The sequence below is a fragment of the Micromonospora okii genome (genome assembly GCF_020884795.1).
In the GTDB taxonomy this organism is placed as follows: domain Bacteria; phylum Actinomycetota; class Actinomycetes; order Mycobacteriales; family Micromonosporaceae; genus Micromonospora; species Micromonospora okii.
Genome location: NZ_BBZF01000013.1, coordinates 348,686 through 375,553 on the forward strand (window position 1 = coordinate 348,686; position 26,868 = coordinate 375,553).

Sequence of the window (26,868 nt, forward strand, 5' to 3'; positions counted from 1 at the left end):
GCATGGCCACGCCTCAAACCCCCTACGACGCGGTGCTGCACGCCGCACGCGACGTGACCAGGCTCGACACCGCCCTCGACGCCGAGATGCTCGGCGCGGCGCTGCTCGGCAGCGTCTACGCGGTCGCGGAGACCGACCGGCACACCGCCGTCCGGGAGTTCGTCGCCGGCTTCCTCGCGGCCACCTCCCGGCGGCGCACCGCCGCCGCCAAGACCATCCGCCACGTCTTCGCCACCCTGGTGCCCGACGCCGAGGGCGCGGCGAAGGTCAATCCCGGCGCGCAGGCGCCCGAGTGGTCGGCGCAGCTCGGCCGGGTGCACCTCACCGGCACCTGGTGCTACGGCGACGTCTACGGCGACCAGACCTCCTACCTCGCCACCTTCGCGTACGACGACGCCGACGGCGGCCCGGAGCACGCGCTGGTGGCCCTGGTCGACCACAACATCGGCATCACCAAGGACGTCTTCGTCGGCGGCCCCGCCGGCCGGATCGTCGACCAGGTCCGCGAGATGGTCGACGGCGACGAGCTGACCTGGTTCCGGGAGGAGGACCCGGCCCGGATGCGCGGCGAGGTCGCCCGGCATCTGGCGGTCACCGACGGCCTGGCCGAGCTGCCCGCCGAGGGCTCCCTCGCCGCCGACCGGGCCCTGGCCGGCGCGCGGCTGGCGCTGCTGCCCCGGCCGGTCCCCGGCACCGCCCGGGACGCCCGGCCGCTCTCCGGCGAGCAGCGCACGGAGCTGGTCCGGGCGTTCCTCGCCTCCCCCGAGGCGACCCGGTTCGACCTGGACCCGTCCGACGACGCGGGGCTCGCCTCGCTGCACTTCTGCCTCAGCCTGCTGCTGGACCACGCGGCCAGCTTCCCCGACGCCGACCCGCTGCGCTGGAGCCCCACCGTGGCCGAGCTGTTCCTGCTCGACTGGGTGCACCGGCGGGCCGTGCTCGACATGGACGACGCCGCGATGCTCCCCCGGGTGCTGCGCGGCTGGGCGGCGTACGCGGCCCGGCGCAAGGGCCTGCCGGAGGCGGCGGCCACCCGGACCGACACGGCGATCGAGGAGATGGTCCCCGAGTTCGCCCGCCTCTACTCGACCGGCGAGCGGCGCAGCCCGGCCACTGCGGCGGTGGCCCAGCTCATGGCCGACGGGGTGGACCCGGACGACCCGGCCGCCCTGGACGCCTGGATCGAGGCGAACCGGCACCGGCTCGCCGACGACGGGGCCTGACCGCCCCGCACATCCGCGAGGGCCCGCCCGGGACGGCGGGACGACGTGCACCCGGATCAGGGCCGGCGGGACGACGCGCACCCGGGGTGAGGGTCGGCGGGCGCGCTCAGCCCGGTGACCAGCAGGCCGGCGCGCGTGCCGCCCGAGGCTCCGCGCTCGCCGTCGGCCCCGGGTCGGGGGTCGGGTCGGTGCTCGACGTCGGCTCGGTGCCGGGCGGCGGGGTGGTCGCCTGCGGCGAGCCGGAGGAGCTGGCCGTCGGCTCGCCCGTGGGCGACGGCGCCTGCCCCGGCGGGTCGCTCGGCGACGGTACGGGGGACGGGCGCGGCGTCGGGACGGGCCTCGGGGCCTGGGGCGCCGAGGGCGCGGGGCGCGGCGGCAGGGGCGGGCGCGGCGGAGGGCGTACGCCGTCCGGGTCGGAGCGGCCGGGGGCGGCCGGCGGGGCCGGGGCGGGCACCGGCGGCGGGAGGGTCGGCACCGGCGGCGGCACGGAGGCGGCCCCCGGCCGGGTGGACGGGGTCGGGGCGGGCCGACCGGGTGCCGGCATCGGCACGACCACCGGGCCGACGGACGGGGTGGGAAGGAACGGGGTGCCGCTGTCGGGCAGCGCGGTGCTGCCGACGGTGGCCGAGCCGGCACTGAGGGCGGCGAGGATGGGCATCGAGGCGGTGCCGGCAAGCAGGGCGACCGTGAAGAGGTAGCCGCGGTTGGTGGCACCGGAGCCGGGGGCACGGTGCGCGCCGACGACCCGGCGGTACCCGCCCCCGGCCGCCCGGTGCCGGCCGAGCAGCGGCGCGGTGGGGCCCTCGTCTGACTGGGACACGCGCACTCCTCGTCTTTCGGTCGCCGGTACGGGGCGGGCGGCGGCTCTGGACGACCACAAACGGACAAAAGCTGTTAAATGCCCGCAGGCCGCCACCAGCTTGAACCAGCGACGGCCAGTTCACCAGGCACCACAGCGTGTCGACACACAAAATGTCCGTCCCACCCGGACAAAGCTCCCGCACGGCGCGGGACAAAGCCATCAGCCGGCCGCAAAGCCGACAGCCACCGCCGACGGGGCGGGCGTACTGTGGGCCCGCTCACCTCCTCTGCCATGATTTGAGGCAAGACGGCAACGCTGCCAGACCTCCGCGCACCCCCGCGGCAGGCGCGGCACGGCGTCGGAGCTCCCGAACCGGATTCGGCCAGAATCCGGCTCACGCCGCGCGACAACCCCCACCGGGGCCAGGCGCGGCCCGCCAGGAACCAGCCCGGCACCGGCCGGGCGGGCGCACGCACTGCGCGGAGCGGGTCACCCCCGGCGCCGGCGCAGACCACGACAGGGAGAGACGGATGGCAAAGGGCGACCCCGGGGTCACCACGCGCGGCCGACGAGCCGCACCCCGCGCCAAGCGGACGGCGGCGGCCGGCGACCCGGAACTCGTACAGCTGCTCACGCCCACCGGCGAGCGCGTCGAGCGCGCGTTCGGCCCGGACGGCACGGAGTACCGCGTCGACTTCACCGACGAGGAGTACCGCGGGCTCTACCGCGACCTCGTGCTGGTGCGCAAGCTCGACGCGGAGGCCACCGCGTTGCAGCGGCAGGGCGAGCTGGGCCTCTGGGCCAGCCTGCTCGGCCAGGAGGCGGCGCAGGTCGGCTCCGGGCGCGCGCTGCGCGGTCAGGACATGGCCTTCCCGACGTACCGGGAGCACGGCGTCCTCTACTGCCGGGGCATCGACCCGATCATGCCGCTCGGCCTGTTCCGCGGCGTCGACCAGGGCGGCTGGGACCCGAACGAGTTCAAGTTCAACATGTACACGATCGTGATCGGGGCGCAGACCCTGCACGCGACCGGGTACGCCATGGGTGTCGCCATGGAGGGCAGGACCGGCGGCGACGACGGCGAAGCGGTGATCGCCTACTTCGGCGACGGCGCGACCAGCCAGGGCGACGTGAACGAGTCGTTCGTCTGGGCCAGCGTCTTCAACGCCCCGCTGGTGTTCTTCTGCCAGAACAACCAGTACGCCATCTCCGAGCCGCTGGAGCGACAGACCCGCGTGCCGCTCTACCGGCGGGCGGGCGGCTTCGGCTTCCCGGGCGTCCGGGTGGACGGCAACGACGTGCTCGCCTCGTACGCGGTGACCCGGCACGCGCTGGACAGCGCGCGGCACGGCCAGGGCCCCAGCCTCATCGAGGCGTACACGTACCGGATGGGGGCGCACACCACCTCCGACGACCCGACGCGCTACCGCATCGCCAGCGAGGTCGAGGCGTGGCAGGCCAAGGACCCGATCGCCCGGATGAAGGCGTTCCTGGAGAAGCAGCAGATCGCCGACGCCGGCTTCTTCACCGAGGTGGACGAGCAGGCGCGCACCGAGTCGGTGCACCTGCGCGAGCGGGTGCTCGCCATGCCCGACCCCGAGCCGGTGACGATGTTCGACCACGTCTACCCGAACGGGTCCCCGGAGCTGGACGAGCAGCGCGCCCGGTTCAGCCGCTACCTGGAGTCGTTCGAGGGGAGCGCCCACTGATGGCCACGGAGACGCTCAGCATCGGCAAGGCGCTCAACGCCGGCCTGCGCAGGGCCCTGGAGAACGACCCGAAGGTCGTGCTCATGGGCGAGGACATCGGCAAGCTCGGCGGCGTCTTCCGAATCACCGACGGGCTCCAGAAGGACTTCGGCGACCAGCGGGTGATCGACACGCCGCTGGCCGAGTCCGGCATCATCGGCACTGCGGTCGGCCTGGCCATCCGCGGCTTCCGCCCGGTCTGCGAGATCCAGTTCGACGGCTTCGTGTACCCCGCGTACGACCAGATCGTGTCGCAGGTGGCGAAGATGCACTACCGCTCGCAGGGCAAGGTCCGCATCCCGATGGTCATCCGGATTCCGTTCGGCGGCGGCATCGGCGCGGTGGAGCACCACTCGGAGTCGCCGGAGGCGTACTTCGCGCACACCGCGGGCCTGAAGGTGGTGAGCTGCGCGAGCCCGCAGGACGCGTACTCGATGATCCAGCAGGCGGTCGCCTCGGACGACCCGATCGTCTTCCTGGAGCCGAAGCGGCGCTACTGGGAGAAGGGCCCGGTCGAGCTGGACGCCCCGCTGGCGGAGGCGTACCCGCTGCACTCGGCCCGCGTGGTGCGGCCCGGCACGGACGCCACCGTGCTGGCGTACGGTCCGATGGTGCGCACCTGCCTGGACGCGGCGACCGCCGCGGCCGAGGACGGCCGGGAGCTGGAGGTCGTCGACCTGCGCACGCTCTCCCCGCTGGACCTGAGCGCCGCGTACGAGTCGGTGCGGCGCACCGGCCGGTGCGTGGTGGTGCACGAGGCCCCGGGCAACCTGGGGCTGGGCTCGGAGATCGCCGCCCGGATCACCGAGGAGTGCTTCTACTCCCTGGAGTCCCCCGTGCTGCGGGTCACCGGCTTCGACGTCCCCTACCCGGCCGCCCGGGTGGAGGAGGAGTACCTGCCGGACCTCGACCGGGTGCTCGACGCCGTCGACCGCACGTTCGGGTGGTGAGCGGGATGTCGCGGATCAAGGAGTTCAACCTGCCCGACCTGGGCGAGGGCCTGACCGAGGGCGAGATCCTCGCCTGGCTGGTCGCCGAGGGCGACACGATCGAGCTGAACCAGCCGATCGTCGAGGTGGAGACGGCCAAGGCGGCCGTGGAGATCCCGGCGAAGTGGGCCGGCCAGGTGCGGAGGATCTTCCACCCGCAGGGCACCACGGTCGAGGTCGGCACGCCGATCATCGCGATCGACACCGACCCGGGCGCGGGCCCGATCGAGGAGTCGACCACGGGCGCGCCCTCGTCCGAGCTGCCCACCCCGTCGGCCGCCTCGCTGGCGGCGGTCGAGGTGGCCCCGAGCGAGGGCGCGGTCGAGCCGGGCCTGATCGGCGGCCCGGCCCCGGGCGGTCGTACGGCCGTGCTGGTCGGCTACGGCCCGCGCACCACCGCCGCCAAGCGCCGCCCGCGCAAGGCCGTCGCCCCCGCCGGGGCCGGCGCCCCGGCGCTGGACGAGGCCGCCCCGGCCCCGGTCGCCCCCGCCCCGACCCCGACCGCGGCCCCGGTGCCGCAGCCCCGGGACCGGCGCGACGGGACCGGGCTGGTGCTGGCCAAGCCGCCGGTGCGCAAGCTCGCCCGGGACCTCGGCGTCGACCTGGGCTCGCTGACCGGGTCGGGGCCGCTGGGCTCGATCACCCGGGAGGACGTGCAGCGGGCCGCGAACGGCGCGGCAGCGGCGACGGCGGCCGAGCAGCCGACGGCGCGGGCCACGGCCGCCGCGAGCTTCGGCGCGGACCGCGAGCAGCGCATCCCGGTCAAGGGGGTACGCAAGCTCACGGCGGAGAACATGTCCCGCTCGGCGTTCACCGCCCCACACGTGACGGAGTTCCTGACCGTCGACGTGACCCGGGCGATGAAGGCCCTGGACCGGCTGCGCGGCCGGCGGGAGTGGCGCGACGTCCGGGTCTCGCCGCTGCTGCTGGTGGCCAAGGCGGTGCTGCTCGCGGTCGGGCGGCACCCGATGGTCAACTCGACGTGGGCCGGGGACGAGATCGTCGTCAAGGACTACGTCAACCTGGGCATCGCGGCGGCCACCGAGCGCGGCCTGATCGTGCCGAACATCAAGGACGCCGGCCGGCTGTCGTTGCGCGAGCTGGCGGACGCGATGACGGAGCTGGTGCAGACGGCGAAGGCCGGCCGCACCTCGCCGGCCGCCATGTCCGGCGGGACGCTGACGATCACCAACGTCGGGGTGTTCGGGGTGGACACGGGCACGCCGATCCTGCCCCCGGGCGAGTCGGCGATCCTGGCCTTCGGCGCGGTCCGGGAGATGCCCTGGGTCCACAAGGGCAAGGTCCGGCCTCGTCAGGTGACCACGTTGGGGCTCTCCTTCGACCACCGGATCATCGACGGCGAGCTGGGCTCGAAGTTCCTCCGGGACATCGGGGACTTCCTCACCGACCCGGAGGCGGCGCTGCTCGCCTGGACCTGACGGGTAACCGACACCAGCCCACGGCCGGTGTGCGCGGGGTGAACCCCCGGCACACCGGCCGTGGCCGTTGGGGAAAGAAAACGCGTCTCCGCAGGACTGTTGACCTACGATCATTAGGTCGGTGTTCCAGCTCACCTAATAATCATTGGCGAGTCCACACTGGATGAGGTTCAATGGAGTCATCAAGGGGCTGACAACCGAATAGCCAGGAGGAGAGACCCAGATGAGCATGATCGAGCGAATCCGCAACCGCCGCGACGCCAACCGCCGCGCCCGTGCCATCGAGCACGCGCTGCGTTCCGCCAACTCGCCCGCGGTCCGCGAGGAGCTTCTCGCCATCGCCCAGCGCCACATGAGCTGACGCTCCGAAGCTTCCCTCACCTCCTCCAGTTCGACGACCCGCCCGGTGGACCCCGGGCGGGTCGTCGGCGTTCAGGCCCGGTTGACACCGGGATTCCGCCTCGCCACAGCGCCCGGTACGGTGGGGCTCGGTCGTCAATCGCCCACCCGGACGCCGTCGCGTTGATAGAAGCTCCTCGACACCGTCCGGCGACGCGGAGTGACGGCCGGTGCTCCCCGGATGCCGACGGCGGCCACCGGATACGGTGCGGGGAGTCCCCATGGCCGGGACCGCCGGCGGCCGCCGGCACCCACGCCGACGCACCGTCGGCATCGGCGGCCGACATGTGATGGAGGAGGCGCACCGATGACGTCCGAGGGCCCGCACCACCCCGGCCAGGAGCCGGACGAGGTGTCGCCGGGCGCCGGCGCACCGGCGTCGTACGGCGTCGCGAACCCCGACCTCGGCTGGGCGCCGCCGCCCCCCGCGACCCGGCCGAACCCACCCGCCTGGGCGGCGCAGAACGACCAGCCACCGGCGGCGGCCTGGGGCGCGGCCCCCGCGAACGGCCAGTCCGCCGCGCCCGCGTGGGGTGCCCCCGCCCCGCAGGGCGACCAGCCCGCGACGGCCGCCTGGGGTACCCCCGCCCCGCAGGGCGACCAGCCGCCGGCCACCGCCGCCTGGGGCGCGGTCCCGCCGAACGACCGGCCCGCCGCTCCCGCGTGGGGCGCCCCCGCCCCGCAGGGCGACCAGCCCCCGACGGCCGCCTGGGGCGCCGCCCCGCCGAACGACCAGCCCTCGGCCACCGCCGCCTGGGGGGGAGCCCCTCCCCCGGACAACCAGCCCCCGGCCACCGCCGCCTGGGGCGCGGTCCCGCCGAACGACCCTCCCGCCGCGCCCGCATGGGGTGCCCCCGCCCCGCAAAGTGACCAGCCCGCGACGGCCGCCTGGGGCGCCGCCCCGGCCCAGCAGCCCGATGCGGGCCGCCCGGCCGCCTGGGGGCCGCCGGCCGCAGCCTCGCAGCCCGCGTGGGGGCAACCGCCCGAGCAGCCGCCCGCGCCGGGCCGCCCGCAGCAGGACGGGCAGCCCGCTGCCTGGGCCCCCGCCCCGCCGGCCCCGGCCGAGCCGGGCGCCGCAGGAAACCAGCCGGCCTGGGGAGCCCAGCCCGAGCAGCCGGCCCCCACCGGGAACCAGCCGGCCGAGGCCAACGCCCGGGGCGCCGCCCGCGTGCCCGTCCCCGGCCAGGCGACCCCGCCCCAGGACTGGAACGCCGGCCAGCAGGACGACGCCAACCGCTCCGGCGGCTGGAACGCCGGCCAGCAGGACGACCCCGCCCGCTCCGGCGGATGGAAGGCCACCGGCGGACAGCAGGACGACGACCCGGTCCGCTCCGGCGGTTGGAACGCCGGCGCGCCGGCCGCCCAGCAGGACGACGACCCCGCCCGCTCCGGCAGTTGGGCACCCGCCGACCAGCCCGGCTCCGCGGAGCAGCCCGCCCCCGCCTGGGGGCAGCCGGCCGCGTCCGGCGTTCGGGGTGCAGCCCGCGTGTCCGTCCCCGGCCAGGCGACCCCGCCCCAGGACTGGAACGCCGGCCAGCAGGACGAGGCCAACCGCTCCGGCGGTTGGAACGCCGGCGCGCCCACCACCTCGCAGGACGACGACCCCGCCCGCTCCGGCGGCTGGAACGCCACCGGCGGCCAGCAGGACGACCGGGCCGAGTCGAACCCCTGGCCCGCCGCCGGCGAGTCCGGCCAGCCCGGCACCTGGGGTGCGGCATCCGTGCCGCAGGCGCAGGACGAGCGGCCGGAGGTGCCCGACTGGGCCGCGGCCGAGCCCACCTCCGTGCCGCCGGCCAGGGCCACCGCCTCCGCCGGCACGGACGGCCCGCCGACCTGGGGCGCACCCGCTGAGAGCGCCAACCCGCAGCAGTGGCCCGACACCGACCGGGCCGAGCGCCCCGCCGCGCCGGACGTCGCGCCGTGGGCGCCGGGCGAGGCATGGGGGCGCACCGAGGCGGATTCCGCCACCCCGCAGCCGGCCGGCAACGGCTGGGAGCCCGAGCGGTCGGAGGGCCGGCCGCTGTACCAGCCCGCCCCCGGGCCGGGAATCTCGCCGGCCAACGCCGTACCGCTGCCGCCGCAGGAGCAGCGGGTGCCGGGTGCCAGCCTGGCCGCCGCCCCGCCGGCCGGCTACGTGCCGCCGGCCCAGTTCGCGGCCGAGCCGCCGGGCCGGGACGGCATCGGAGCGCCGTACGATTCGGAGCCCGCAGCCGCGGACTCCGGCTGGGGCCGCGCCGAGGAGTCGCAGGCACAGGCCGGCCCGTTCGTGCCCGCCCCCCGCGTCTCGCCAGAGTCCGGCGCCGCCGTACCCCTGCCGGAGGCCGGGGAGTCCGCAGCCGGCGCGGTCGGTGCCGCGGGCAGTGTCTCGGCCAGCGCGTCGGTGCCGACGGCCAGCCGGGTGGCTCCCCCGGCCGACCAGGCGGTGCGCCCGAGCGACGCGCCCGCGCCCCGCGTGTACGGCCGCCCCGCCCGCCCTGAGCCGGCCGACGAGCCGGAGCCGGCCGCGGAGACCGGGTTCCGCCCCGACCACAACCCGCCGCCCCGCTTCGACGAGCAGAACCCGCACGGCCGGTTCGACGACCTCGGGCCGCAGCGCTTCGACGACCCGGCGGCGCAGGGCCGCTTCGACGAGCCGGGCCCGCAGGGCCGCTTCGACGAGCGCGACCAGCAGAGTCGGTTCGACGAGCCGGGTCCGCAGGGCCGGTTCGAGGACGGCGGGCCGCACGGCCGGTTCGACGACGCCGGGCCCCAGCAGCGGTTCGACGACCGGGGGCCGCAGCGGTTCGACGACCCGGCCCGCTCCCCCGGGCAGCAGCACGGGTTCGGCGACGGGCCGGCCGCCGGTGCCGCCGCCGTCGGGGCCCCGCCGGCCTTCCCGCCGGGCTTGCCGTCCTTCGTCGACCCGCCGGCCAGCAACCGGCCGGTCAACGGCGTCCGGCCGCACGACAACGACCGGCCGGGCGAGCAGTTCCCCGGCCCCGGGGCCACCGCCGTGCAGAGCCCGGTACCGGGTCACACCCCTGGCCCGTACGGCGAGCCGGGCCAGGCCGGTTTACCCCCCGCCCACCCGGCACCGGGGCAGCAGTCCGGCCCGTCCTGGGGGACGGAGCAGGAGCAGGACCGGTTCGCCGCGTTCAAGCCGGAGGCGGCGGAGGAGCCGAAGACCGAGGCGCCCACGCCCAAGGTGCGCAACGGGCGTGTGCTGGCGGCCGTCCTGGTGGCCGCCGTGCTGATCCTCGCGGTGCCGCTGGGCCTGCTCATGCTGCTCGGCAAGTTCGGCGGCGACAGCGACACCAAGGCGTTCGACCCGGCCGTGGGCTCCTGCGTGAAGCAGGCGGGCGGCAACGCGACGGCGGCCACCTGCGGTGAGGCCGGCGCGTTCACCGTGGTCTCCAAGGTCGACGCGAAGGAGAAGTGCGCCGACCCGGCCCAGCCGCACGTCGTCCTTCAGGGCAACGTGCCGAACAAGGTGCTCTGCCTGAAGCCGTCCAGCAAGTAGCGGACCTCCGCGGGGGCGGGGCACGGATCACCGTGGCCCGCCCCTGCGCGCTTCCCGTTCGCCGTGCCACAGTGTCCGAGCCTCCGGGCCCTTCCCACCGAGGCCGTGGCAGGGTGGCGGTATGGCTACTTCGCCCCGCGTCCGTGCGCCCGAACTTCGAGGCCGCCAGTGGCTCAACACCGGTGGACGAGACCTGACGTTGCAGGACCTCCGCGGTCGCTGCGTCCTGTTGGACTTCTGGACCTTCTGCTGCGTCAACTGCCTCCACGTCATCGACGAGCTGCGCCCACTGGAGGAGAAGTACGCCGACGTGCTCGTCGTCGTCGGCGTGCACTCGCCGAAGTTCGAGCACGAGAAGGACCCGGAGGCCCTGGCCGCCGCCGTCGAGCGGTACGGCGTGCACCACCCCGTCCTCGACGATCCCGAGCTGGACATGTGGCAGCAGTACGCGGCCCGGGCCTGGCCGACCCTCGCGGTGATCGACCCCGAGGGGTACGTCGTGGCCACGATGGCCGGCGAGGGCCACGCCGAGGGGCTGTCCCGGCTCGTCGACGAGTTGGTCGCCACCCACGAGGCGAAGGGCACCCTGCGCCGGGGCGACGGCCCGTACGTGCCGCCCGCCGAGCCGGAGACGACCCTGCGCTTCCCGGGCAAGGCGATCGTGCTGGACGGCGGGAACCTGCTGGTCTCCGACTCGGCCCGGCACTCGCTGGCCGAGCTGGCCCCGGACGGGGAGACGCTGCTGCGCCGGATCGGGTCGGGCGCGCGGGGGCGGGCCGACGGCCCGGCGGGGGCCGCCGCGTTCTCGGAGCCGCAGGGGCTCTGCCGGCTGCCGGAGCACGCGGCCGAGGTGGCCGGGTACGACGTGGTCGTCGCCGACACCGTGAACCACCTGCTGCGCGGCGTACGGCTGGCGACCGGCGAGGTGGTCACCGTCGCCGGCACCGGGCGGCAGTGGCGCTCCACGGTCGACGACCACGCCCACGACGCGCTCTCGGTGGACCTCTCCTCCCCCTGGGACCTGGCCTGGTACGACGACCGGGTGGTCGTCGCGATGGCCGGCATCCACCAGCTCTGGTGGTTCGACCCGATCCGCCGCACGGCCGGCATGTACGCCGGGACGACGGTGGAGGCGCTGCGCGACGGCCCACTCGCCGAGGCGTGGCTGGCCCAGCCCTCCGGCCTGTCCGTGTCGGCCGACGGCACCCGGCTCTGGGTCGCCGACAGCGAGACCAGCGCGATCCGGTACGTCGAGGACGGCGTCCTGCACACGGCCGTCGGCCAGGGGCTGTTCGACTTCGGCCACGTCGACGGCCCCGCCGAGCGGGCGCTGTTGCAGCACCCGCTGGGTGTCTGCGCGCTGCCGGACGGCTCGGTGCTGGTCGCCGACACGTACAACGGGGCGGTCCGCCGCTTCGACCCGGCGACCGGTCAGGTGTCGACGGTCGCCGACGGGCTGGCCGAGCCGAGCGACCTGGTGCTGACCGGGGACGGCGGGGTGCTGGTGGTCGAGTCGGCGGCGCACCGGTTGACCCGGCTGGCGCCGGGCGCGCTGTCGGCTGCCGGGGCGAGCACGGTCGACGGCCCCCGGCACCGCACCGAGCGCAAGCCCACGGACGTGGCGGCAGGCGAGGTGACCCTGGACATCGTCTTCACCCCGGCGCCGGGGCAGAAGCTGGACGAGACGTACGGGCCGTCGACCCGGCTGGTCGTGTCGGCGTCCCCGCCGGAGCTGCTGCTCGACGGGGCGGGCACCGGCACGGAGCTGTCCCGGCGGCTGGTGGTCGACGGTTCGGTGGCCGGAGGGGTGCTCCAGGTGACCGCGCAGGCGGCGACCTGTGACGCCGACGTGGAGCACGCGGCCTGCCACCTGACCCGCCAGGACTGGGGCGTGCCGGTCCGGGTGGTCGAGGGCGGTGCGGCCCGCCTCCCCCTGGTCCTGCGCGGCCTGGACACCTGACCCGCCCGCGCCGCCGGCGCCCGGCGGTTAGGAAGGGGCCCTTCCTATACCGAATGCGTTAACAGGGGGCCCTTCCTTTCACGCGAACGCAGTGAGCGTGACCCCCGCCTCGACCAGCGCGGCCCGCACCAGTTCGGCGCAGCGGACCGCCCCCGGCGTGTCCCCGTGCAGGCAGATCGACTCGACCTGGCAGGGCACCACGCTGCCGTCGACCGCCACCACCGTGCGCTCGGTGGCCATCCGGACCGCCCGGGCGGCCACCTGCTCGGGGTCGGTGACCAGCGCGCCGGGGGCGCTGCGGGGCACGAGCGCGCCGGTGGGCAGGTAGCCACGGTCGGCGAAGCCCTCGGCGACGACCCGCAGGCCCGCGCCGGTGGCGAGCTGGGCCAGCATCGAGCCGGGCGCGCAGAGCACGGGCAGCTCGTGGTCGTAGTCGTTGACGGCGGCGACCAGGGCGGCGGCCTGCGCCTCGTCGGTCGACGCGGCGTGGTAGAGCGCGCCGTGCGGCTTGAGGTAGCGGACCCGGACGCGGGCCACCCGGCAGAACGCGTCGAGCGCCCCGAGCTGGTAGGTCACCTCGTCGCGCAGCTCCGCGAAGCCGTACGCGATGTGCCGGCGGCCGAAGCCGGCGAGGTCGCGGTAGCCGACCTGGGCGCCGATCGCGACGTCGCGTTCGGCGGCGGCGGCGCAGACCCGGCGCATGGTGGACGGGTCGCCGCCGTGGAAACCGCAGGCCACGTTGGCGGAGGTGATGAGGCCCAGCAGCGCCTCGTCGTCGCCGAGCCGCCAGATGCCGAATCCCTCGCCGAGGTCAGCGTTGAGGTCCATGGAACCTCACCGTAGTCCCTGGCCGGGCCTGCGCGAGCCCGGTCACGTCGTCCACCACCCCGACGACCGGGTAGCCGCCGGTGGTGGGATGGTCGGCAAGGAAGATCAGCGGCTGGCCGTCGGCGGGCACCTGCACCGCGCCGAGCACGATCCCCTCGCTGGGCAGTTCCCCGGCCACCGCGCGGGGCAGCGGCGCGCCGGTCAGTCGCGCGCCGACCCGGTTGCCGACCGGGCTCAGCGTGTACGCCGTGTCGAACAGCAGCTCCAGCGCGGCCGGGTCGAACCAGTCGTCGCGGGGGCCGAGGCGCAGCGCGAGCCGCAGCTCGGCCGGGGCGGGACGCCCGACGGTCACGTCGACCGGGGCGGGGTCGCCGGCCGGGTCGCCGAGCGGCAGCGTGTCACCGTCGCGCAGCGGGGGCGGGCCGAGCCCGGAGAGGGTGTCGGTGGACCGGCTGCCGAGCACCGGCTCGACGGCGATGCCGCCGGAGACGGCGAGCCAGTTCCGCAGGCCGGAGCGGGCCGGGCCGACCCGGACGACCGCGCCGGCGGGCACGGAGAGCGGGCGACCGACGTCGCCGGGCCGGTCGCCGACCCGCACGTCGGCGTCCGCGCCGGTGACGGCGACCGCGCCGGCCCGGGTCAGCCGCAGCGCGCAGCCGGTCAGGGTGGTCTCCAGGCCGGCGGCGGCCTCGGGGTTGCCGACCAGGCGGTTGGCCAGCCGCAGGGCCGCCGGGTCGAGCGCCCCCGACCGGGATACGCCGAGGTGCGCCCAGCCGGGCCGCCCCTGGTCCTGGACGGTGGTGAGCGCCCCGGCCCGGAGTATCTCCAGCCGGCCGGTCACGGCGCCGCCGCCAGGCGTACCCGGGTGCCGGGGGTGAGCCGGGCGGGTGGGTCGGCGGGTGGGTCGGCGGGTGGGTCGAACAGGGTGAGCCCGGTCCGCCCGACGAGCAGCCAGCCGCCCGGCGACGCGCCGGGGTAGATCCCGGCGTACGGGCCGGCGAGGGCGACGGAGCCGGCCGGCACCCGGGCTCGGGGCGTGGCGAGCCGGGGCACCGCCCATGCGGCCGGCAGCCCCGTCAGGTACGCGAACCCGGGCGCGAAGCCGCAGAAGGCGACCCGGAACCGGGTGCCGGTGAGGCGGGCGACCACGGTGGGCACGTCGACCCCCCAGTGGGCGGCGACGGTGGGCAGGTCCTCCCCGTCGTACGTGACGGGAACCTCGACCTCGGCCCCGGCGGTGTCGACGGCGTCGGCGGGCCGGGGCGTCCAGCCCGCGACGAGCGCGGCGGCCCGCGCCGGGTCGGGCACCCCGTCGAGCAGCACCGTACGGGCACCCGGCACGATCTCCACGGCGGTCAGCTCGCCGGCCGACCGGCGGTGCCACAGCTCGGCGCGCCACCCCTCCACCTGGTCGGGGTCGTCGCAGTCGAGCAGCAGGGCGTGCGCGCCGACGGGCCGTATCCGCATTGCGCCATGATCCCCGACCCGGGGCGGGCCGGGGCCCGCGATCCGGCGTTGCCGACCCCCGCCACTACTTGAAAGTAACCTACGGTGCCGTAACCTAAGTGCGTGACGACCTCCGCACCGCTTCGACTCAAGCCGGTCGACATCGGTAAGCCCCGGATGCGCGGCTGGCTGCACACGTACGCGTTCTTCGTCGCGTTCGCCTGCGGCGTCGTGCTCTGCTCGATCGCGGCCACCCGCCCCGGCTGGGCCCCGCTGGTGAGCTGCCTGATCTACAGCGTCACCGTCTGCGGCCTCTTCGGCACCAGCGCCCTCTACCACCGCCGAGTGTGGTCCGAGCGCGGCTACCAGGTCATGCGCCGGATGGACCACTCGATGATCTTCGTGTTCATCGCCGGCACGTACACGCCGTTCTGCGTCCTGCTGCTGGACACCCGGCTGGCGACCACGATGCTGGCCCTGGTCTGGGGCGGCGCGCTGGGCGGGGTGGCCGTCAAGCTGGTGTGGCCGCACGCCCCGCGCTGGGTCTCCGCGCCCCTCTACCTGGCGCTCGGCTGGGTGTCGGTGGTGATGCTGCCGCAGATCCTGGCCGGCGGCGGGGTGACCGCCCTGGTGCTGCTCGCGGTCGGCGGCGCGATCTACAGCGTCGGCGCGGTCTGCTACGCGCTGCGCCGGCCCAACCCGTGGCCCACGGTCTTCGGCCACCACGAGTTCTTCCACGCCTGTACCCTGGTGGCGGCGATCTGCCACCACATCGCGATCTACTTCGCGCTCTTCGCCTGAGCCCCGCATCCGCCCGTACACACGCCGAGGGCCCCGCGCCGTTGCGGGGCCCCCGGGGTCTGTGGGCGGATATCAGACAGGGCGGCCCGGCTGGCGCACCTCGCGGTACTCCTGCACCACCGGCTGGCCCTGCGCCGGCACCACGCGCTCGGTCACCACGCGGTTCCCCCGCGCCGGGGTGGCCACCACCGCACGCCGGCCGCGGTTCCAGAAATAGAGCGTGACGAGCAGGCTGACGATCCCCGTGAGCATCAGCACCCAGCCGACGACGCTGAGGTTGAGCCATCCCAGGTCGGCCTGCACGGCGAACGCGAAGATCGCGCCCAGCGCGATCAGGAAGATGCTGGCACCAATGCCCATTTTCGTCGCCTCCTTGGCTATCAGCTGGCGCTTCTACCCGCCGCGGCCATGGATGAGGTTGCGGCGCCCATCGACATACCCAAGGCCCGTGATCGTCAATCGGGCACGGAAAGGAAGGGGCCCTTGTTAACGGATTCCGTTGTACAAGGGACCCTTCCTAACACCCGAGGGCGGCGGGCGCGCGTGAGCAGGGGCCCCGGCCGGAACCGGGGCCCCTGCTCACAGGCCGACTCAGGACGGCGGCGCCGTCGGCGGGGGCGGATCGGGCGGCGGCGGCATCATCGCGGTCGGGTGCGAGAGCCGGTTCTCCTCCACGATCAGCGTGCGCGCCCGCTTGCGCCGGTCCTGCCAGAACCAGAGCGTGGTGAGCAGCACGGCCAGCCCCGCCAGGATGAAGACCCACCCGACGGCGCGCAGGTCCACCCACCAGACGTTGGCCCGGATGGCGAAGGTCAGGATCGCCCCGATGGCGATGAGGAAGATTCCGCTACCAATGCCCATGTGCTGCTGCACCCCCACGTGCGGTGGCTCTGGGCGTTCACTGACGACGTCCGGGGCACGGTTACCCGCCCGGGCCGGCAACTACCCGGGACAGGGCCCGCGACAGCGGTACGGGCCGCCCGGACCGGCACGCCGACGACACGGGGGCGGGTCGGCGTCACGCCCGGCCCCGCCGGGCACGGGCGACGGCAGCGACGGTACGGGGCACGGGCAGCGACCCGCGCGGCGGTACGGGCAGCGCGCACGGGAGCGCGTACGGGCACGGGAGCGCGTACGGGCACGGGAGCGCGTACGGGCACGGGAGCGCGTACGGGCACGGGAGCGCGTACGGGCACGGGAGCGCGTACGGGCACGGGAGCGCGTACGGGCACGGGAGCGCGTACGGGCACGGGAGCGCGTACGGGCACGGGAGCGCGTACGGGCACGGGAGCGCGTACGGCAGCGGCCGGCGAGCTGTCCGCTCGCCGGCCGCCGGTCACGCCGGGTGTCGCGCTAGAAGGCCTCCTCCGGGAGGTCCATCAGCTCCAGGTCGGTGTTCTCGATGATCCGCCGGTCGGCGCCGAGGCGGGGCAGCACCTCGCGGGCGAAGAACTTCGCGGCGGCCACCTTGCCGGTGTAGAACGCCTTGTCGGCGGCGGAGACCTCGCCGCCCAGGGCACGCAGGGCGACGTCGGCCTGCCGCTGGAGCAGCCAGCCGACGACCAGGTCGCCGACCGCCAGCAGGAACCGGCGGCTGCTCAGGCCCACCTTGTACAGCGCCCGGGGCTCGCCGGCCTGCGCCTCGCCCAGCCAGCCGGTCAGCACGCCGAGGATGTTCTGCACCTCGGCGAGCGCCTTGCCGAGCGCCTGCCGCTCCTGCTTGAGCTGGCCGTTGCCGCCCTCGGAGGTGATGAACTCCTGGATCTCGCCGGCCACCGTCATCAGGGCCTTGCCGTTGTCCCGGACGATCTTCCGGAAGATCAGGTCGAGGCTCTGGATCGCGGTCGTGCCCTCGTACAGGGTGTCGATCTTCGCGTCGCGGACGTACTGCTCCAGCGGGTAGTCCTGGAGGAAGCCGGAGCCGCCGAAGGTCTGCAGCGACTCGTGGCCGAGCAGCTCGTACGCCCGCTCGGAACCGACGCCCTTGACCAGCGGCAGCAGCAGGTCGTTGACCCGCTTCGCGGTCTTCGTCGCCTTCTCGTCGCCCGCCGCCTCGGCGAGGGCGACCTGGTCCTGCCAGGAGGCGGTGTAGCAGACCAGGGCGCGCAGGCCCTCGGCGTACGCCTTCTGGAGCATCAGCGAGCGGCGGACGTCCGGGTGGTGGGTGACGGTGACCCGGGGGGCGGTCTTGTCGGCCTGCTGGATCAGGTCGGCGCCCTGCACCCGGTTCTTCGCGTACTCCAGGGCGTTGAGGTAGCCGGTGGAGAGGGTGGCGATGGCCTTGGTGCCGACCATCATCCGGGCGTACTCGATGATCATGAACATCTGCCGGATGCCGTCGTGCCTGTCGCCCAGCAGCCAGCCCTTCGCCGGCACGCCGTGCTCGCCGAAGGTCATCTCGCAGGTGTTGGAGACCCGGATGCCCATCTTGTGCTCGACGTTGGTGGCGTAGACGCCGTTGCGCTCGCCCAGCTCACCGGTCTCGGCGTCGAAGTGGTACTTCGGGACGACGAAGAGCGACAGCCCCTTGGTACCCGGGCCGCCGACGCCCTCGACGCCGACCGGGCGGGCCAGCACGTAGTGCACGATGTTGTCGCTCAGGTCGTGCTCGCCGGAGGTGATGAAGCGCTTCACGCCCTCGATGTGCCACGAGCCGTCCGGCTGCGGGACGGCGCGGGTGCGGCCGGCGCCGACGTCCGAGCCCGCGTCCGGCTCGGTGAGCACCATCGTGGAGCCCCACTGCTTCTCGATGAACAGCTTGGCCCACCCGCGCTGATCCTCGTTGCCCTCGACGTGCAGCACGTGCGCGAAGGACGGGCCGGAGGAGTACATCCAGATCGGGGCGTTCGCGCCGAGCACCAGCTCGGCGATGGACCACCAGAGCGCGCGCGGGGCGTTGGTGCCACCCAGGGCGGGCGGGAGGTCCAGCCGCCAGAACTCGGAGTCCATGAAGGCCTGGTACGACTTCCTGAACGACTCCGGCAGCGGAGCGGTGTGCGTGGCCGGGTCGAAGACCGGGGGGTTGCGGTCGCTGTCCGTGTAGCTGGCCGCCAGGTCCTCACGGGAGAGGCGGTCGACCTCGGCGAGGACGCTGCGCGCGGTGTCGATGTCCAGATCCGAGTACGGCTCCTGGCCGAACGCGCGGTCCGCCCCGAAGACCTCGAACAGGTTGAACTCGAGGTCCCGCAGGTTGCTCTTGTAGTGGGTCATGGTCGCTGGCCCCGCTTCCGGACAGGTGTTACCGAGCAGTAACCCCGACTGTATTACTCGTCGGTAGGTAGCGACAAGCCGCTCGCCGAAGTGACAGCAATTACACACCTGTGGTTCGGCCGTCGGCCAGAGCCGGAGCGGAGGCGCCCTCGCCACCGCGGGGCGAGGGAGGCCGCACGCCTCGGACGAGGAAATCCCGCACGCCTCGGACGGGGGAGACCGCACGCCTCGGACAAGGGGCCGGCTCACGCCTCGGCGGCGCCGAGCTCCCAGCTCGGCACGGCGGCGGTGGTCCCGCTGTCCGGCCCGGCGTACTCCATCAGGACCAGGGCGATGTCGTCGTCGAGTCGGCCGTGCACCCACTCGACCAGCGCGGTCTCCAGCGACGCGAGCCCGTCGCCGACCGTGCCGTGCCCGAGCAGCCGCCAGGCCCGGTCGGCGGTCGGGAAGAACTCGCCGTCGCGGCGGGCCTCCCCGAGGCCGTCGGTGAACAGCAGCAGTCGGTCGCCCGGCTCCAGGCGCTCGACCCGGGGCCGGACCACCGGCATGAAGCCCAGCGGCGGCGCGGGGGCCGGCGGCTCCAGCGGGATCACCGCGCCCCGGCGCAGCAGCAGCGGCGGCGGGTGCCCACAGTTGACGATGGTGAGCGTCCCGCCCCGCTCCTCGACCAGGGCGGCGGTGACGAAGTCCTCGTCGCCGACGTTGCGGGCCACCGCCCGGTCCAGGTCGGCCACCACGGCCCGCAGGTCGGTCCGCTCGTACGCCACGTGCCGGTAGGAGCCGAGCACGATGCTGGCCAGCCGGACGGCGTCCAACCCCTTGCCCCGCACGTCACCGATGATCATCCGCACGCCGTACGGGGTCTCGATCGCCTCGTACAGGTCCCCGCCGATCTCGGCGGTCTCGGTCGAGGAGATGTAGCGCCCGGCCACCGCAAGGCTGCCCACCTGCGGCCCGAGCGGGCGCAGCACCGCCTGCTGGGCCACCGCCGCCAGCTTGGACAGCTCGGCGATCCGCTCGGCCTGCCGCTGACGGACCGCGGCCACCACGGCCGCGATCGCCGTGGCCAGCGCGATCCCGGCCACGTTGACGGCGGTTACCAGCGACATCCCCGGCTCGGCCAGGGCGAAGGCGAGGCCGATCCCCGTGGCGGCGGAGCCCACCCCCAGCACCACCCGCCAGGAGGCGAGCGCGGCGGCGAGGAAGGGCGCGGCGACCATCAGGGCGATGTAGTGCGCGGAGCGTCCGTCCGCCAGCTCGACGGCCGAGACGAACGCGAGCAGGACGAGGGCCGCGCCGAGGCCGGCGCGGGATCCGGGGGTCAGCGGGCCACGGCCCGGCTGGAAGGCATGCGTACGTACGAGGGACAGCATGCCTGATGCACGTGAACGGGTGAACGAAGCTGGCCCCTCGGCCGAGGATGTTCTGCCCGGCCGGCCCGGGTCACCCGCCGGGCCCCGCTCCGGCCGGGTGGTCACCGGATCAGCCCAGGACCTCGTACTTCACGGTCATCGCGCCCACGTCGAGCGAGGCGATGGCGGCGAACGCAGCCCGGGAGAGGTCGATGCAGCGGCCCTCGATGAACGGGCCGCGGTCGTTGATCCGTACGGTGACCGACTTGCCGCTGCCCGGGTTGGTCACCCGGACCTTCGTGCCGAACGGCAGGGTCTTGTGCGCGGCGGTCAGCGCGCTCGGGTCGAAGGTCTCCCCGTTGGCGGTGAGCTGCCCCTCGGCGTAGAAGGACGCGCCGCAGGAGCCGCTGTCGACGACGGCGCTGGTCGGTGCCGCCTTCTTCGTCGTGGCGGCCTTCTTCGGCGTCGCCGGCTTCTTCGTGGTGGCGGTCGGCTTCGGCGCGGGGGTGCGCGGCCTGCTCCGCGAGGCGGCCGGGCTCCGGGTCACCTCCGGCGTGGCCGTGACCGTCGGCGACGGGTCGACGCTCGACGGGAGGCTCGCCCCGGGTGACGCCTGCGGCGGGACGGGGACGGCGGGGGCGCTCGCCGGGGTGTCGGCGACGGCCGGCTCGGGAGCGGCCTCGCCGGCGGTGAGCTGCACGGCCCCGACGGTCCCGCCGACGGCGAGCGCGACGCCGACCGCCGCGGTGGCCGCGATACCGGCCGGCGAGGAGAACAAGCGGGTACGGGAGTGCCTACCAACCACCGGCCCGGTCCTTTCGTCGTGGAGAACAAACCGGCCCGGACCGTAACGAGAGAAGCACTTCCGAAGTCAACGTGATCCTTGTGATATGTACGCATTTGCTCGGATACGTGTAGCCGATCATCCGAGGCGAGGTGGCCCGCTCGGCCCGCCCCGCTCCCCCGGCCCGGCGCGGCTGGGGCGGGTGGCGCAACCAGCTCGGCGGCGCGGCCGGTGGGGCGGGTGGCGGGGCCAGTCCGGCGGCGCGGCCGGTGGGGCTGGTGGGACGGGTGGCGGGGCTGGCGCAGGATGGCGACATGCCCGCCGACCTGAGCCGACGCCTCGTCGAGCTGTTCCGCTGGGTCGACCCCGGCCCCGAGAGCACCCACCTCGTCAGCGACGTCTCCGGCTGGTGGCGCGACCCGACCGTGCTGGCGGAGCTGGGCCCCGCCCTGGTGGCCCCGTTCCGGGACGCCCGGCCGACCGTGGTGCTCGCCCCGGCCGTCACCGGCCTGCTGCTCGGCCCGCTCGCCGCGACCGCGCTCGGCGTCGGCTTCGTGCCCGCCTACAAGGCGGGGGACGGGCGGCTGCCGGCCGGGGCGACCACCTGGGCGCAGAGCCCGCCGGACTTCCGGGGCCGCCGGGTCGACCTGGGCGTCCGGGACCGGCACCTCGGCCCCGGCGACCGGGTGCTGGTGGTGGACGACTGGGTCGCCACCGCCGCCCAGCTCCACGCCCTGTACGCGATCTGCGCCGCCCGGGGCGCCGACGTTCTCGGCACCTCGGCCGTGGTCGTCGGGTGCCCGCCGGCCGTGGCCGCCGACCTGCGCCTACACGGCCTGCTCGACGCCGCCCACCTGGTGTAAGGAAGGGCCCCCTGTTAACGCCTACGGTGTAGAAGGGCTCCCTTCTCACCCCCTGCCGGCGGCAGCACGCCGGAGGCAGGGGGAAGCGCTCACCGCCCGGCGGGGAGGTGGCGCAGTTCGGGCAGGAGGCGTTTGGCCGCGTCCACCAGGACGGCCTCGTCCCCGGCGTACCAGCTACTGGCCCGTGGCCAGTGCGTCACCACGTCGGTGAAGCCGAGGCGGGCGGCCCGGCCGACCTGCTCGGCGAAGAAGTCCGCGCTGCTAAGCGAGAAGACCGGCGCGGAGTCCAGGGAGAGGTAGCGGTCCAGGGTGGCCGGGTCGCGGCCCGCCTCGGCCAGCGTCCGGTCCATCCGGTCGGCGAGGTCGGACACCGTACGCCACCAGGCCTCCAGGTCGTCGCCGCCCGCGCCGGTGGTCACCCAGCCCTGCCCAAACCGCGCCACCAGCCGCATCGAGCGGGGGCCGTTGGCGGCCACCACGAACGGCACCCGGGGGCGCTGCACGCAGCCCGGGTTGTTCCGGGCGTCCACGGCGGCGAACCAGTCGCCGCGCCAGGTCGTACCGTCCTCCCGCAGGATCAGGTCGAGCAGCTCGGTGAACTCCGCGAACCGGTCGACCCGCTGGCGGGGCGGCAGCGTCTCGCCGCCCAGCACCGCCGAGTCGAAGCCGATGCCGCCCGCGCCGACGCCGAGCAGGAACCGGCCGCCGGAGATGTCGTCGAGGGCGGTGACCTGGCGGGCGAACGCCGCCGGGTGCCGGAAGTTGGGCGAGGCGACCAGGGTGCCGAGCCGGATGCGCGAGGTCACCGTCGCGGCGGCCGTCAGCGTGGTCATCGAGTCGAACCAGGGCCCGTCGACCAGGTCCCGCCAGCCCAGGTGGTCGTACGTCCAGGCGTGGTCGAAGCCCCACTCCTCCACCTGCCGCCACCGGTGCTGCGACTCCGACCAACGCTGGTCGGGGAGGATCACGATGCCAATCCGCATGATCGTCAGCCTACGTCCCGCCGCCCTCCCCGGCGGCCGAACTGCACCGACCGGCCGGTGCCGGTCCAGTAGTCCTCCGCCGGAGCCGGCGCCGCACCAGGGCGTCCGTAGCCGTTGCCCGTCCCCGAGCGGCAGCCGCTCCGGGCACACGCCGGCCCGCCCCCGGCCGAAGGTTGGCACCACAGGCGCAGCAGTGACGTGGATCACGCCGCGTGCCCGTAGGGTACGTCCGGTCAGCTCCGACCCCATTGCGGACGGACGCCCGGAGGGTGCCGCCGGACGGAGAGGAACAACGCGATATGACGAAGGTGACCGCGCAGCTTTCGGTGTCGGTGGACGGGTTCTACGCGGGCCCGCAGCACACCGGCGACGGTGACTGGATGGACTCGGCCGAGAGCGCCGCCTTCTTCCGGGTCACCCGCTGGGTGACCGACGCGATGGCCTGGCGGGAGCGGCAGGGATTCACCGGCGGGGAGCGGGACGTCAACTCCGACGTGGTCGCGGAGTCGTTCACCTCCGCCGGGGCGTACGTGATGGGGCGGCGGATGGCCGACGGCGGTGAGGTCCCGTGGGGCGAGGAGCCGCCGTTCCGCGCGCCGGTCTTCGTCGTCACGCACCGGCCCCGCGAGCGGCTGCTGCGCCAGGGTGGCACCAGCTTCACGTACGTCACCGACGGCGTGGCCAGCGCCGTCGAGCAGGCGCGCGCCGTGGCGGGCGGCAAGAACGTCGCCGTCGCCGGCGGCGGCAGCCTGGTGCGGCAGGTCCTCAAGGCCGGCCTGCTCGACGAACTGGAACTGCACGTGGTCCCGGTCGTCCTCGGCACCGGCCTGCGGCTGTTCGACGCGGACCTGGACCTCGGGGAGAAGGAGGGCATCGAGCTGATGCCGACGCGCGTCATCCCCACCCCGCAGGTCACCCACATCCGGTACGCGGTGACGGGCCGCGCCGCGCTCGTGCTCGACGACCGGGGCAGCGGCGGCGGCCCCACGACGACGCGCGACGTCTGATCCTGCCCCTGGAACATGGAAAGGCCCTGGCTCGGGACTCGCGTCCTGACCAGGGCCTTCGTGCGTGGAGCGGGTGACGGGAATCGAACCCGCACTGTCAGCTTGGGAAGCTGATGTTCTGCCATTGAACTACACCCGCGGGCGGCACCACTGTACCTGAGGTCGCCCCCCGCGTGCACCCAGGTACCCCCGCCGCGCGCCGCCGTCACCCCACCGGGCCCGGCGGGCGAGGCGCGCCGCGACCCCCAGGACCCCCGACCCATCGACGACACGTAGAAGTTTCATCCCGGCAACGCATGGACGTTCTCAAATCGTTCGATCGGTTGTAACGTCACCCGCACGTTCCAGCCACGGCGCGGTTCACCCCCGGTCCGCGCCGCCAGAAAGAGGTGGGCCCATGGGACTCCGTCCCAACCTGCTGACCCGGCGCACCGCCGGTGTCGCGTCGACGACCCTCGCCCTGCTGCTCAGCACGGCCGCCGTGGGCGTCGTACCGGCCGCTTCGGCCTTCTCCGCCGCCCCGGCGGAGGTCTGCGCCGAGCCGGCCGACATCCACTCGGACGCCCGGGTCAAGGCCGGCGGCCAGGCCAAGCACGAGCCCAACGCGCTGACCACCAACCAGGTGCGCGAGCGCGAGGCCGACCTCGCCGCCGTCCTGCGTGAGCGGGCGGCCTCGCGCTCCGGTGCTGGCACGGTCGGCCCGTTCGCCACCGTGACCATCCCGGTCGTCGTGCACGTCATCCAGGAGAACAGCACCCGGGCCGGCGGCAACATCCCGGACTCGATGATCACCTCGCAGATCAACGTGCTGAACCAGGCATACGCCGGCAGCACCGGCGGCGCGGCCACCGCCTTCGCCTTCCAGCTCCAGAAGGTCAACCGGGTCACCAACGCAGCCTGGTACCCGATCGTCTCGGGCTCGTCGGCCGAGCGCTCGATGAAGACCTCGCTGCGCGAGGGCGGCAAGAACACCCTCAACGTCTACCTCGGCGAGCTGAGCGACGGCCTGCTCGGCTGGGCGACCTTCCCGAAGCGCACGCTGGACAAGATGGACGGCGTCGTCGCGCTCAACGAGTCGCTGCCGGGCGGCACCGCCACCAACTACAACCAGGGCGACACCGGCACCCACGAGGTCGGCCACTGGCTCAACCTCTACCACACCTTCCAGGGCGGCTGCTCGGGCTCCGGCGACGGCGTCAGCGACACCCCGGCGGAGGCCTCGCCCGCGTACGAGTGCCCGACCGGCCGGGACACCTGCACCACCACCGGCAAGGACCCGATCAACAACTTCATGGACTACACCTACGACTCGTGCATGTACCAGTTCACCGCTGGGCAGGCGAGCCGGATGCTGACCGCGTGGAACGCGTACCGCGCGGCCTGACGTACCACCGCTCCTGACGCCCCGGTGCCGGCTCCGTCCTCCCGACGTGGCCGGCACCGGCGTCTTCGGGGGTCAGGCCGCCGCGCGGTGGGCGCCGCGCCGGCGTGCGGCCGGCCCCCGATCCGGTACGACCGCCGGGGTCGCCCCGGTGTCGGCCGCGCGCGGGTCGAGCCAGACCTGCACGGCCGGGTGCCCCGGACCCTCGCCGGGAAGGACGGGGTTGCCCTGGTCGCGGCGGGCCAGCATCGCCACGTCGACCGTGAACTCGAAGAGCCGCCAGTCGACCTGCGGGGCGGCCCGCCCGATCTCGGCGAGCCGGGTGAGGCGGGCCTGGTCCGTCACCGGGCGGGCGTGGCCCGCAACGTACGCCTCGTCGTCGCTGTCCTCCGGCGGGAAGGAGTGCAGCGCGTAGCGGCCGTCGCGTTCGAGGTCGCGCCGTTTCGGCGAGTCGATGACGAAGCAGAAGAGCCCCTCGTCGGTGATCACCGGGGAGACCGGGTGCACCCGGGGCCCGCCGTCGGCGCGGACGGTGGCCAGGTAGCCGAAGCCCGGCCCGTACTGCTGCATGAGGAGGCGGATGCCGTCGGCGAGTCGCGGCTCGTCAGCGGCGAATTCGGACCAGGAAGCCATGACCACATCTTATCGAACACATGTACGACAAGCGAACGACACGCGGGAGCCCCCCGCACCGATCGCAGCTCCGCCGAGCAGGCTCGCTAAGGTGTGGCGATGCTGCTCTCCGACCGCGACCTCGTCAGCGAGCTGAAGGCTGGCACCCTCGCGCTGGAGCCGTTCGAGCCGACCCTGGTGCAGCCGTCGAGCATCGACGTACGCCTCGACAAGCTCTTCCGGGTCTTCAACAACCACCTCTACACGCACATCGACCCGTCCGTGCAGCAGGACGACCTGACCTCCCCGGTCGAGGTGCCCGAGGGCGAGCCGTACGTGCTGCACCCGGGAGAGTTCGTGCTCGCCTCCACGCTTGAGGTGATCTCGCTCGGCGACCAGCTCGCCGGCCGGCTGGAGGGCAAGTCGAGCCTGGGCCGGCTGGGCCTGCTCACCCACTCCACGGCGGGGTTCATCGACCCGGGCTTCTCGGGGCACGTCACGCTGGAGCTGTCCAACGTGGCGAACCTGCCGATCACCCTCTGGCCGGGGATGAAGATCGGTCAGCTCTGCATCTTCCGGCTCTCCTCGCCGGCCGAGCACCCGTACGGGTCGGCGGTCTACGGCTCGCGGTACCAGGGCCAGCGCGGCCCGACCCCGAGCCGCTCCTGGCAGAACTGGCGCACCTGGCCGACCCGCTGACCCCGACGCCCGCCCCACCGCCGCCCCACCGCCGCCCCACCGAGCCCGCCGCCCCACCGGCTGCGGCGCCCCGTGAGAAGGGGCACCTTCTCGACCGTATGCGTTAACAGGGTGCCCTTCCTTACGACGACGGGCGGCCGAAGCTGTGGATCGGGCCGTCGTCGAGGCGCTTCATCCTGACCGGTACGCCGGCCCGGGAGGCGTGCACCACCCAGCCGCCGCCCACGTACATGCCGACGTGGTGCAGGTCGGCGTAGTAGAAGACGAGGTCGCCGGGGCGCAGGTCGGCGCGGCTCACCCGGTCGGTCACCGACCGCTGCTGGGCCGCGTTGTGCGGCAGCCGGACGCCCGCCCTCGCCCACGCGGCGAGCATCAGCCCCGAGCAGTCGTACGAGTTCGGGCCCTCGGCGCCCCAGACGTAGGGCTTGCCGATCTGGGCGCAGGCGAACTTCACCGCCGTCCCCGCGTCGCCACCGGGGTAGGCGGCCGGGCAGGGGGCGGGGCGCAGGGGGCCGCCGCCACCGTCGCCGTACACCGTGAGCCGGAGCTTCTGGAGCCGGTCGATCTCGGTGTTGATCTGCTTCTTCCGCGCGGCGAGCTGGGCCTCGGCGCGGGTGAGCTGGGCGACCATCTCGTCCAGCGGCCTCTTCCTCGCGGCCAGCGCGTCGCGGAGGTCGACGACCGCCCGGACGTCGCGCTGCTGCCGCTGGGCGAACCGGGCGAGCAGTTCGAGCCGACCCAGCACCTGACTCGGGGTGCGGCTGCCGAGCAGCGCGTTGACCGTCGAGAGGTTGTCGCCCTTGTACGCCTCGGCGGCGAGGCCGCCGACCTTCTCCATCGCCT

General features: G+C 74.6%; 24 protein-coding genes and 1 tRNA gene. 12 read left to right on the forward strand and 13 right to left on the reverse strand.

The window, feature by feature from the left end:
* Positions 1-2: 2 nt before the first annotated feature.
* A complete protein-coding gene (locus LPU43_RS04700) occupies positions 3-1,223 on the forward strand; it encodes a hypothetical protein (protein WP_229398968.1) in 1,221 nt (406 codons plus the stop codon).
* Positions 1,224-1,329: 106 nt separating this feature from the next.
* On the opposite strand, the gene LPU43_RS04705 is transcribed toward LPU43_RS04700, so the two are convergent.
* The gene (locus tag LPU43_RS04705) at positions 1,330-2,043 is read right to left on the reverse strand and encodes a hypothetical protein (RefSeq protein WP_229398969.1); all 714 of its coding nucleotides are present in this window, start codon (positions 2,041-2,043) and stop codon (positions 1,330-1,332) included.
* Positions 2,044-2,555: 512 nt separating this feature from the next.
* Here LPU43_RS04705 and pdhA point away from each other — a divergent pair.
* From pdhA to LPU43_RS04735, 6 genes are all read left to right on the forward strand, one after another.
* Entirely contained in the window at positions 2,556-3,734 is a 1,179-nt protein-coding gene (gene pdhA, locus LPU43_RS04710) for a pyruvate dehydrogenase (acetyl-transferring) E1 component subunit alpha (protein WP_229398970.1), read from the forward strand.
* Positions 3,734-4,723, forward strand: coding sequence for an alpha-ketoacid dehydrogenase subunit beta (locus LPU43_RS04715; protein ID WP_229398971.1), 990 nt, complete (start codon positions 3,734-3,736; stop codon positions 4,721-4,723). Before pdhA ends, LPU43_RS04715 begins: the two co-directional genes overlap by 1 nt.
* Positions 4,724-4,728: 5 nt before the next feature.
* Complete coding sequence (locus LPU43_RS04720; protein WP_229399325.1) at positions 4,729-6,201, forward strand: dihydrolipoamide acetyltransferase family protein; 1,473 nt, start codon at positions 4,729-4,731, stop codon at positions 6,199-6,201.
* A 223-nt stretch (positions 6,202-6,424) separates the two neighbouring features.
* Positions 6,425-6,562, forward strand: coding sequence for a hypothetical protein (locus LPU43_RS04725; protein ID WP_165823299.1), 138 nt, complete (start codon positions 6,425-6,427; stop codon positions 6,560-6,562).
* A gap of 345 nt (positions 6,563-6,907) precedes the next feature.
* Complete coding sequence (locus LPU43_RS04730; RefSeq protein WP_229399352.1) at positions 6,908-10,099, forward strand: hypothetical protein; 3,192 nt, start codon at positions 6,908-6,910, stop codon at positions 10,097-10,099.
* Between the two features lie 121 nt (positions 10,100-10,220).
* Entirely contained in the window at positions 10,221-12,059 is a 1,839-nt protein-coding gene (locus tag LPU43_RS04735) for an NHL domain-containing thioredoxin family protein (RefSeq protein WP_229398972.1), read from the forward strand.
* Positions 12,060-12,137: 78 nt separating this feature from the next.
* On the opposite strand, the gene LPU43_RS04740 is transcribed toward LPU43_RS04735, so the two are convergent.
* From LPU43_RS04740 to LPU43_RS04750, 3 genes are read right to left on the reverse strand one after another with little or no spacing between them, the layout of a single operon-like run.
* On the reverse strand, positions 12,138-12,887 hold the full coding sequence (locus tag LPU43_RS04740) for a LamB/YcsF family protein (protein WP_229398973.1): 750 nt from the start codon (positions 12,885-12,887) through the stop codon (positions 12,138-12,140).
* Positions 12,871-13,728, reverse strand: coding sequence for a 5-oxoprolinase subunit C family protein (locus LPU43_RS04745; RefSeq protein WP_229398974.1), 858 nt, complete (start codon positions 13,726-13,728; stop codon positions 12,871-12,873). The genes LPU43_RS04740 and LPU43_RS04745 overlap by 17 nt, the downstream gene beginning before the upstream one ends.
* Positions 13,725-14,354, reverse strand: coding sequence for a 5-oxoprolinase subunit B family protein (locus tag LPU43_RS04750; protein ID WP_229398975.1), 630 nt, complete (start codon positions 14,352-14,354; stop codon positions 13,725-13,727). The genes LPU43_RS04745 and LPU43_RS04750 overlap by 4 nt, the downstream gene beginning before the upstream one ends.
* A 102-nt stretch (positions 14,355-14,456) precedes the next feature.
* Here LPU43_RS04750 and trhA point away from each other — a divergent pair, with 102 nt between their 5' ends.
* Positions 14,457-15,134, forward strand: coding sequence for a PAQR family membrane homeostasis protein TrhA (gene trhA, locus LPU43_RS04755; RefSeq protein WP_229398976.1), 678 nt, complete (start codon positions 14,457-14,459; stop codon positions 15,132-15,134).
* Positions 15,135-15,206: 72 nt separating this feature from the next.
* On the opposite strand, the gene LPU43_RS04760 is transcribed toward trhA, so the two are convergent.
* From LPU43_RS04760 to LPU43_RS04780, 5 genes are all read right to left on the reverse strand, one after another.
* Positions 15,207-15,494 carry a DUF6458 family protein gene (locus LPU43_RS04760; RefSeq protein WP_229398977.1) on the reverse strand — a complete coding sequence of 96 codons (288 nt, stop codon included), beginning with the start codon at positions 15,492-15,494 and terminating at the stop codon, positions 15,207-15,209.
* Positions 15,495-15,725: 231 nt separating this feature from the next.
* Complete coding sequence (locus LPU43_RS04765; protein ID WP_043961115.1) at positions 15,726-15,995, reverse strand: DUF6458 family protein; 270 nt, start codon at positions 15,993-15,995, stop codon at positions 15,726-15,728.
* A gap of 492 nt (positions 15,996-16,487) precedes the next feature.
* Complete coding sequence (locus tag LPU43_RS04770) at positions 16,488-18,344, reverse strand: acyl-CoA dehydrogenase (RefSeq protein WP_229398978.1); 1,857 nt, start codon at positions 18,342-18,344, stop codon at positions 16,488-16,490.
* Positions 18,345-18,589: 245 nt separating this feature from the next.
* Complete coding sequence (locus LPU43_RS04775) at positions 18,590-19,717, reverse strand: PP2C family protein-serine/threonine phosphatase (RefSeq protein ID WP_229398979.1); 1,128 nt, start codon at positions 19,715-19,717, stop codon at positions 18,590-18,592.
* Positions 19,718-19,826: 109 nt separating this feature from the next.
* Complete coding sequence (locus LPU43_RS04780; RefSeq protein ID WP_229398980.1) at positions 19,827-20,501, reverse strand: septal ring lytic transglycosylase RlpA family protein; 675 nt, start codon at positions 20,499-20,501, stop codon at positions 19,827-19,829.
* A gap of 293 nt (positions 20,502-20,794) precedes the next feature.
* Here LPU43_RS04780 and LPU43_RS04785 point away from each other — a divergent pair, with 293 nt between their 5' ends.
* Positions 20,795-21,343, forward strand: coding sequence for a phosphoribosyltransferase (locus LPU43_RS04785; RefSeq protein WP_229399326.1), 549 nt, complete (start codon positions 20,795-20,797; stop codon positions 21,341-21,343).
* Positions 21,344-21,432: 89 nt separating this feature from the next.
* Here LPU43_RS04785 and LPU43_RS04790 read toward each other — a convergent pair whose 3' ends face one another.
* The gene (locus tag LPU43_RS04790; RefSeq protein ID WP_229398981.1) at positions 21,433-22,326 is read right to left on the reverse strand and encodes an LLM class flavin-dependent oxidoreductase; all 894 of its coding nucleotides are present in this window, start codon (positions 22,324-22,326) and stop codon (positions 21,433-21,435) included.
* Between the two features lie 299 nt (positions 22,327-22,625).
* On the opposite strand from LPU43_RS04790, the gene LPU43_RS04795 reads away from it, so the two are divergent.
* Complete coding sequence (locus tag LPU43_RS04795; protein ID WP_229398982.1) at positions 22,626-23,333, forward strand: dihydrofolate reductase family protein; 708 nt, start codon at positions 22,626-22,628, stop codon at positions 23,331-23,333.
* Between the two features lie 65 nt (positions 23,334-23,398).
* On the opposite strand, the gene LPU43_RS04800 is transcribed toward LPU43_RS04795, so the two are convergent.
* A tRNA-Gly gene (locus tag LPU43_RS04800) sits at positions 23,399-23,472 on the reverse strand.
* A gap of 258 nt (positions 23,473-23,730) precedes the next feature.
* Between LPU43_RS04800 and LPU43_RS04805 the strand changes: the two genes are divergently transcribed.
* On the forward strand, positions 23,731-24,717 hold the full coding sequence (locus LPU43_RS04805; protein ID WP_229398983.1) for a zinc metalloprotease: 987 nt from the start codon (positions 23,731-23,733) through the stop codon (positions 24,715-24,717).
* Positions 24,718-24,789: 72 nt separating this feature from the next.
* On the opposite strand, the gene LPU43_RS04810 is transcribed toward LPU43_RS04805, so the two are convergent.
* On the reverse strand, positions 24,790-25,347 hold the full coding sequence (locus LPU43_RS04810; protein WP_229398984.1) for a pyridoxamine 5'-phosphate oxidase family protein: 558 nt from the start codon (positions 25,345-25,347) through the stop codon (positions 24,790-24,792).
* A gap of 99 nt (positions 25,348-25,446) precedes the next feature.
* Between LPU43_RS04810 and dcd the strand changes: the two genes are divergently transcribed.
* Positions 25,447-26,025: a dCTP deaminase gene (dcd, locus tag LPU43_RS04815; RefSeq protein ID WP_229398985.1), complete on the forward strand. Its 579-nt coding sequence runs from the start codon at positions 25,447-25,449 to the stop codon at positions 26,023-26,025.
* Positions 26,026-26,146: 121 nt separating this feature from the next.
* Here the strand turns inward: dcd and LPU43_RS04820 are convergent.
* A partial coding sequence (locus LPU43_RS04820; RefSeq protein WP_229398986.1) for a C40 family peptidase occupies positions 26,147-26,868 on the reverse strand: 722 nt, incomplete at its 5' end.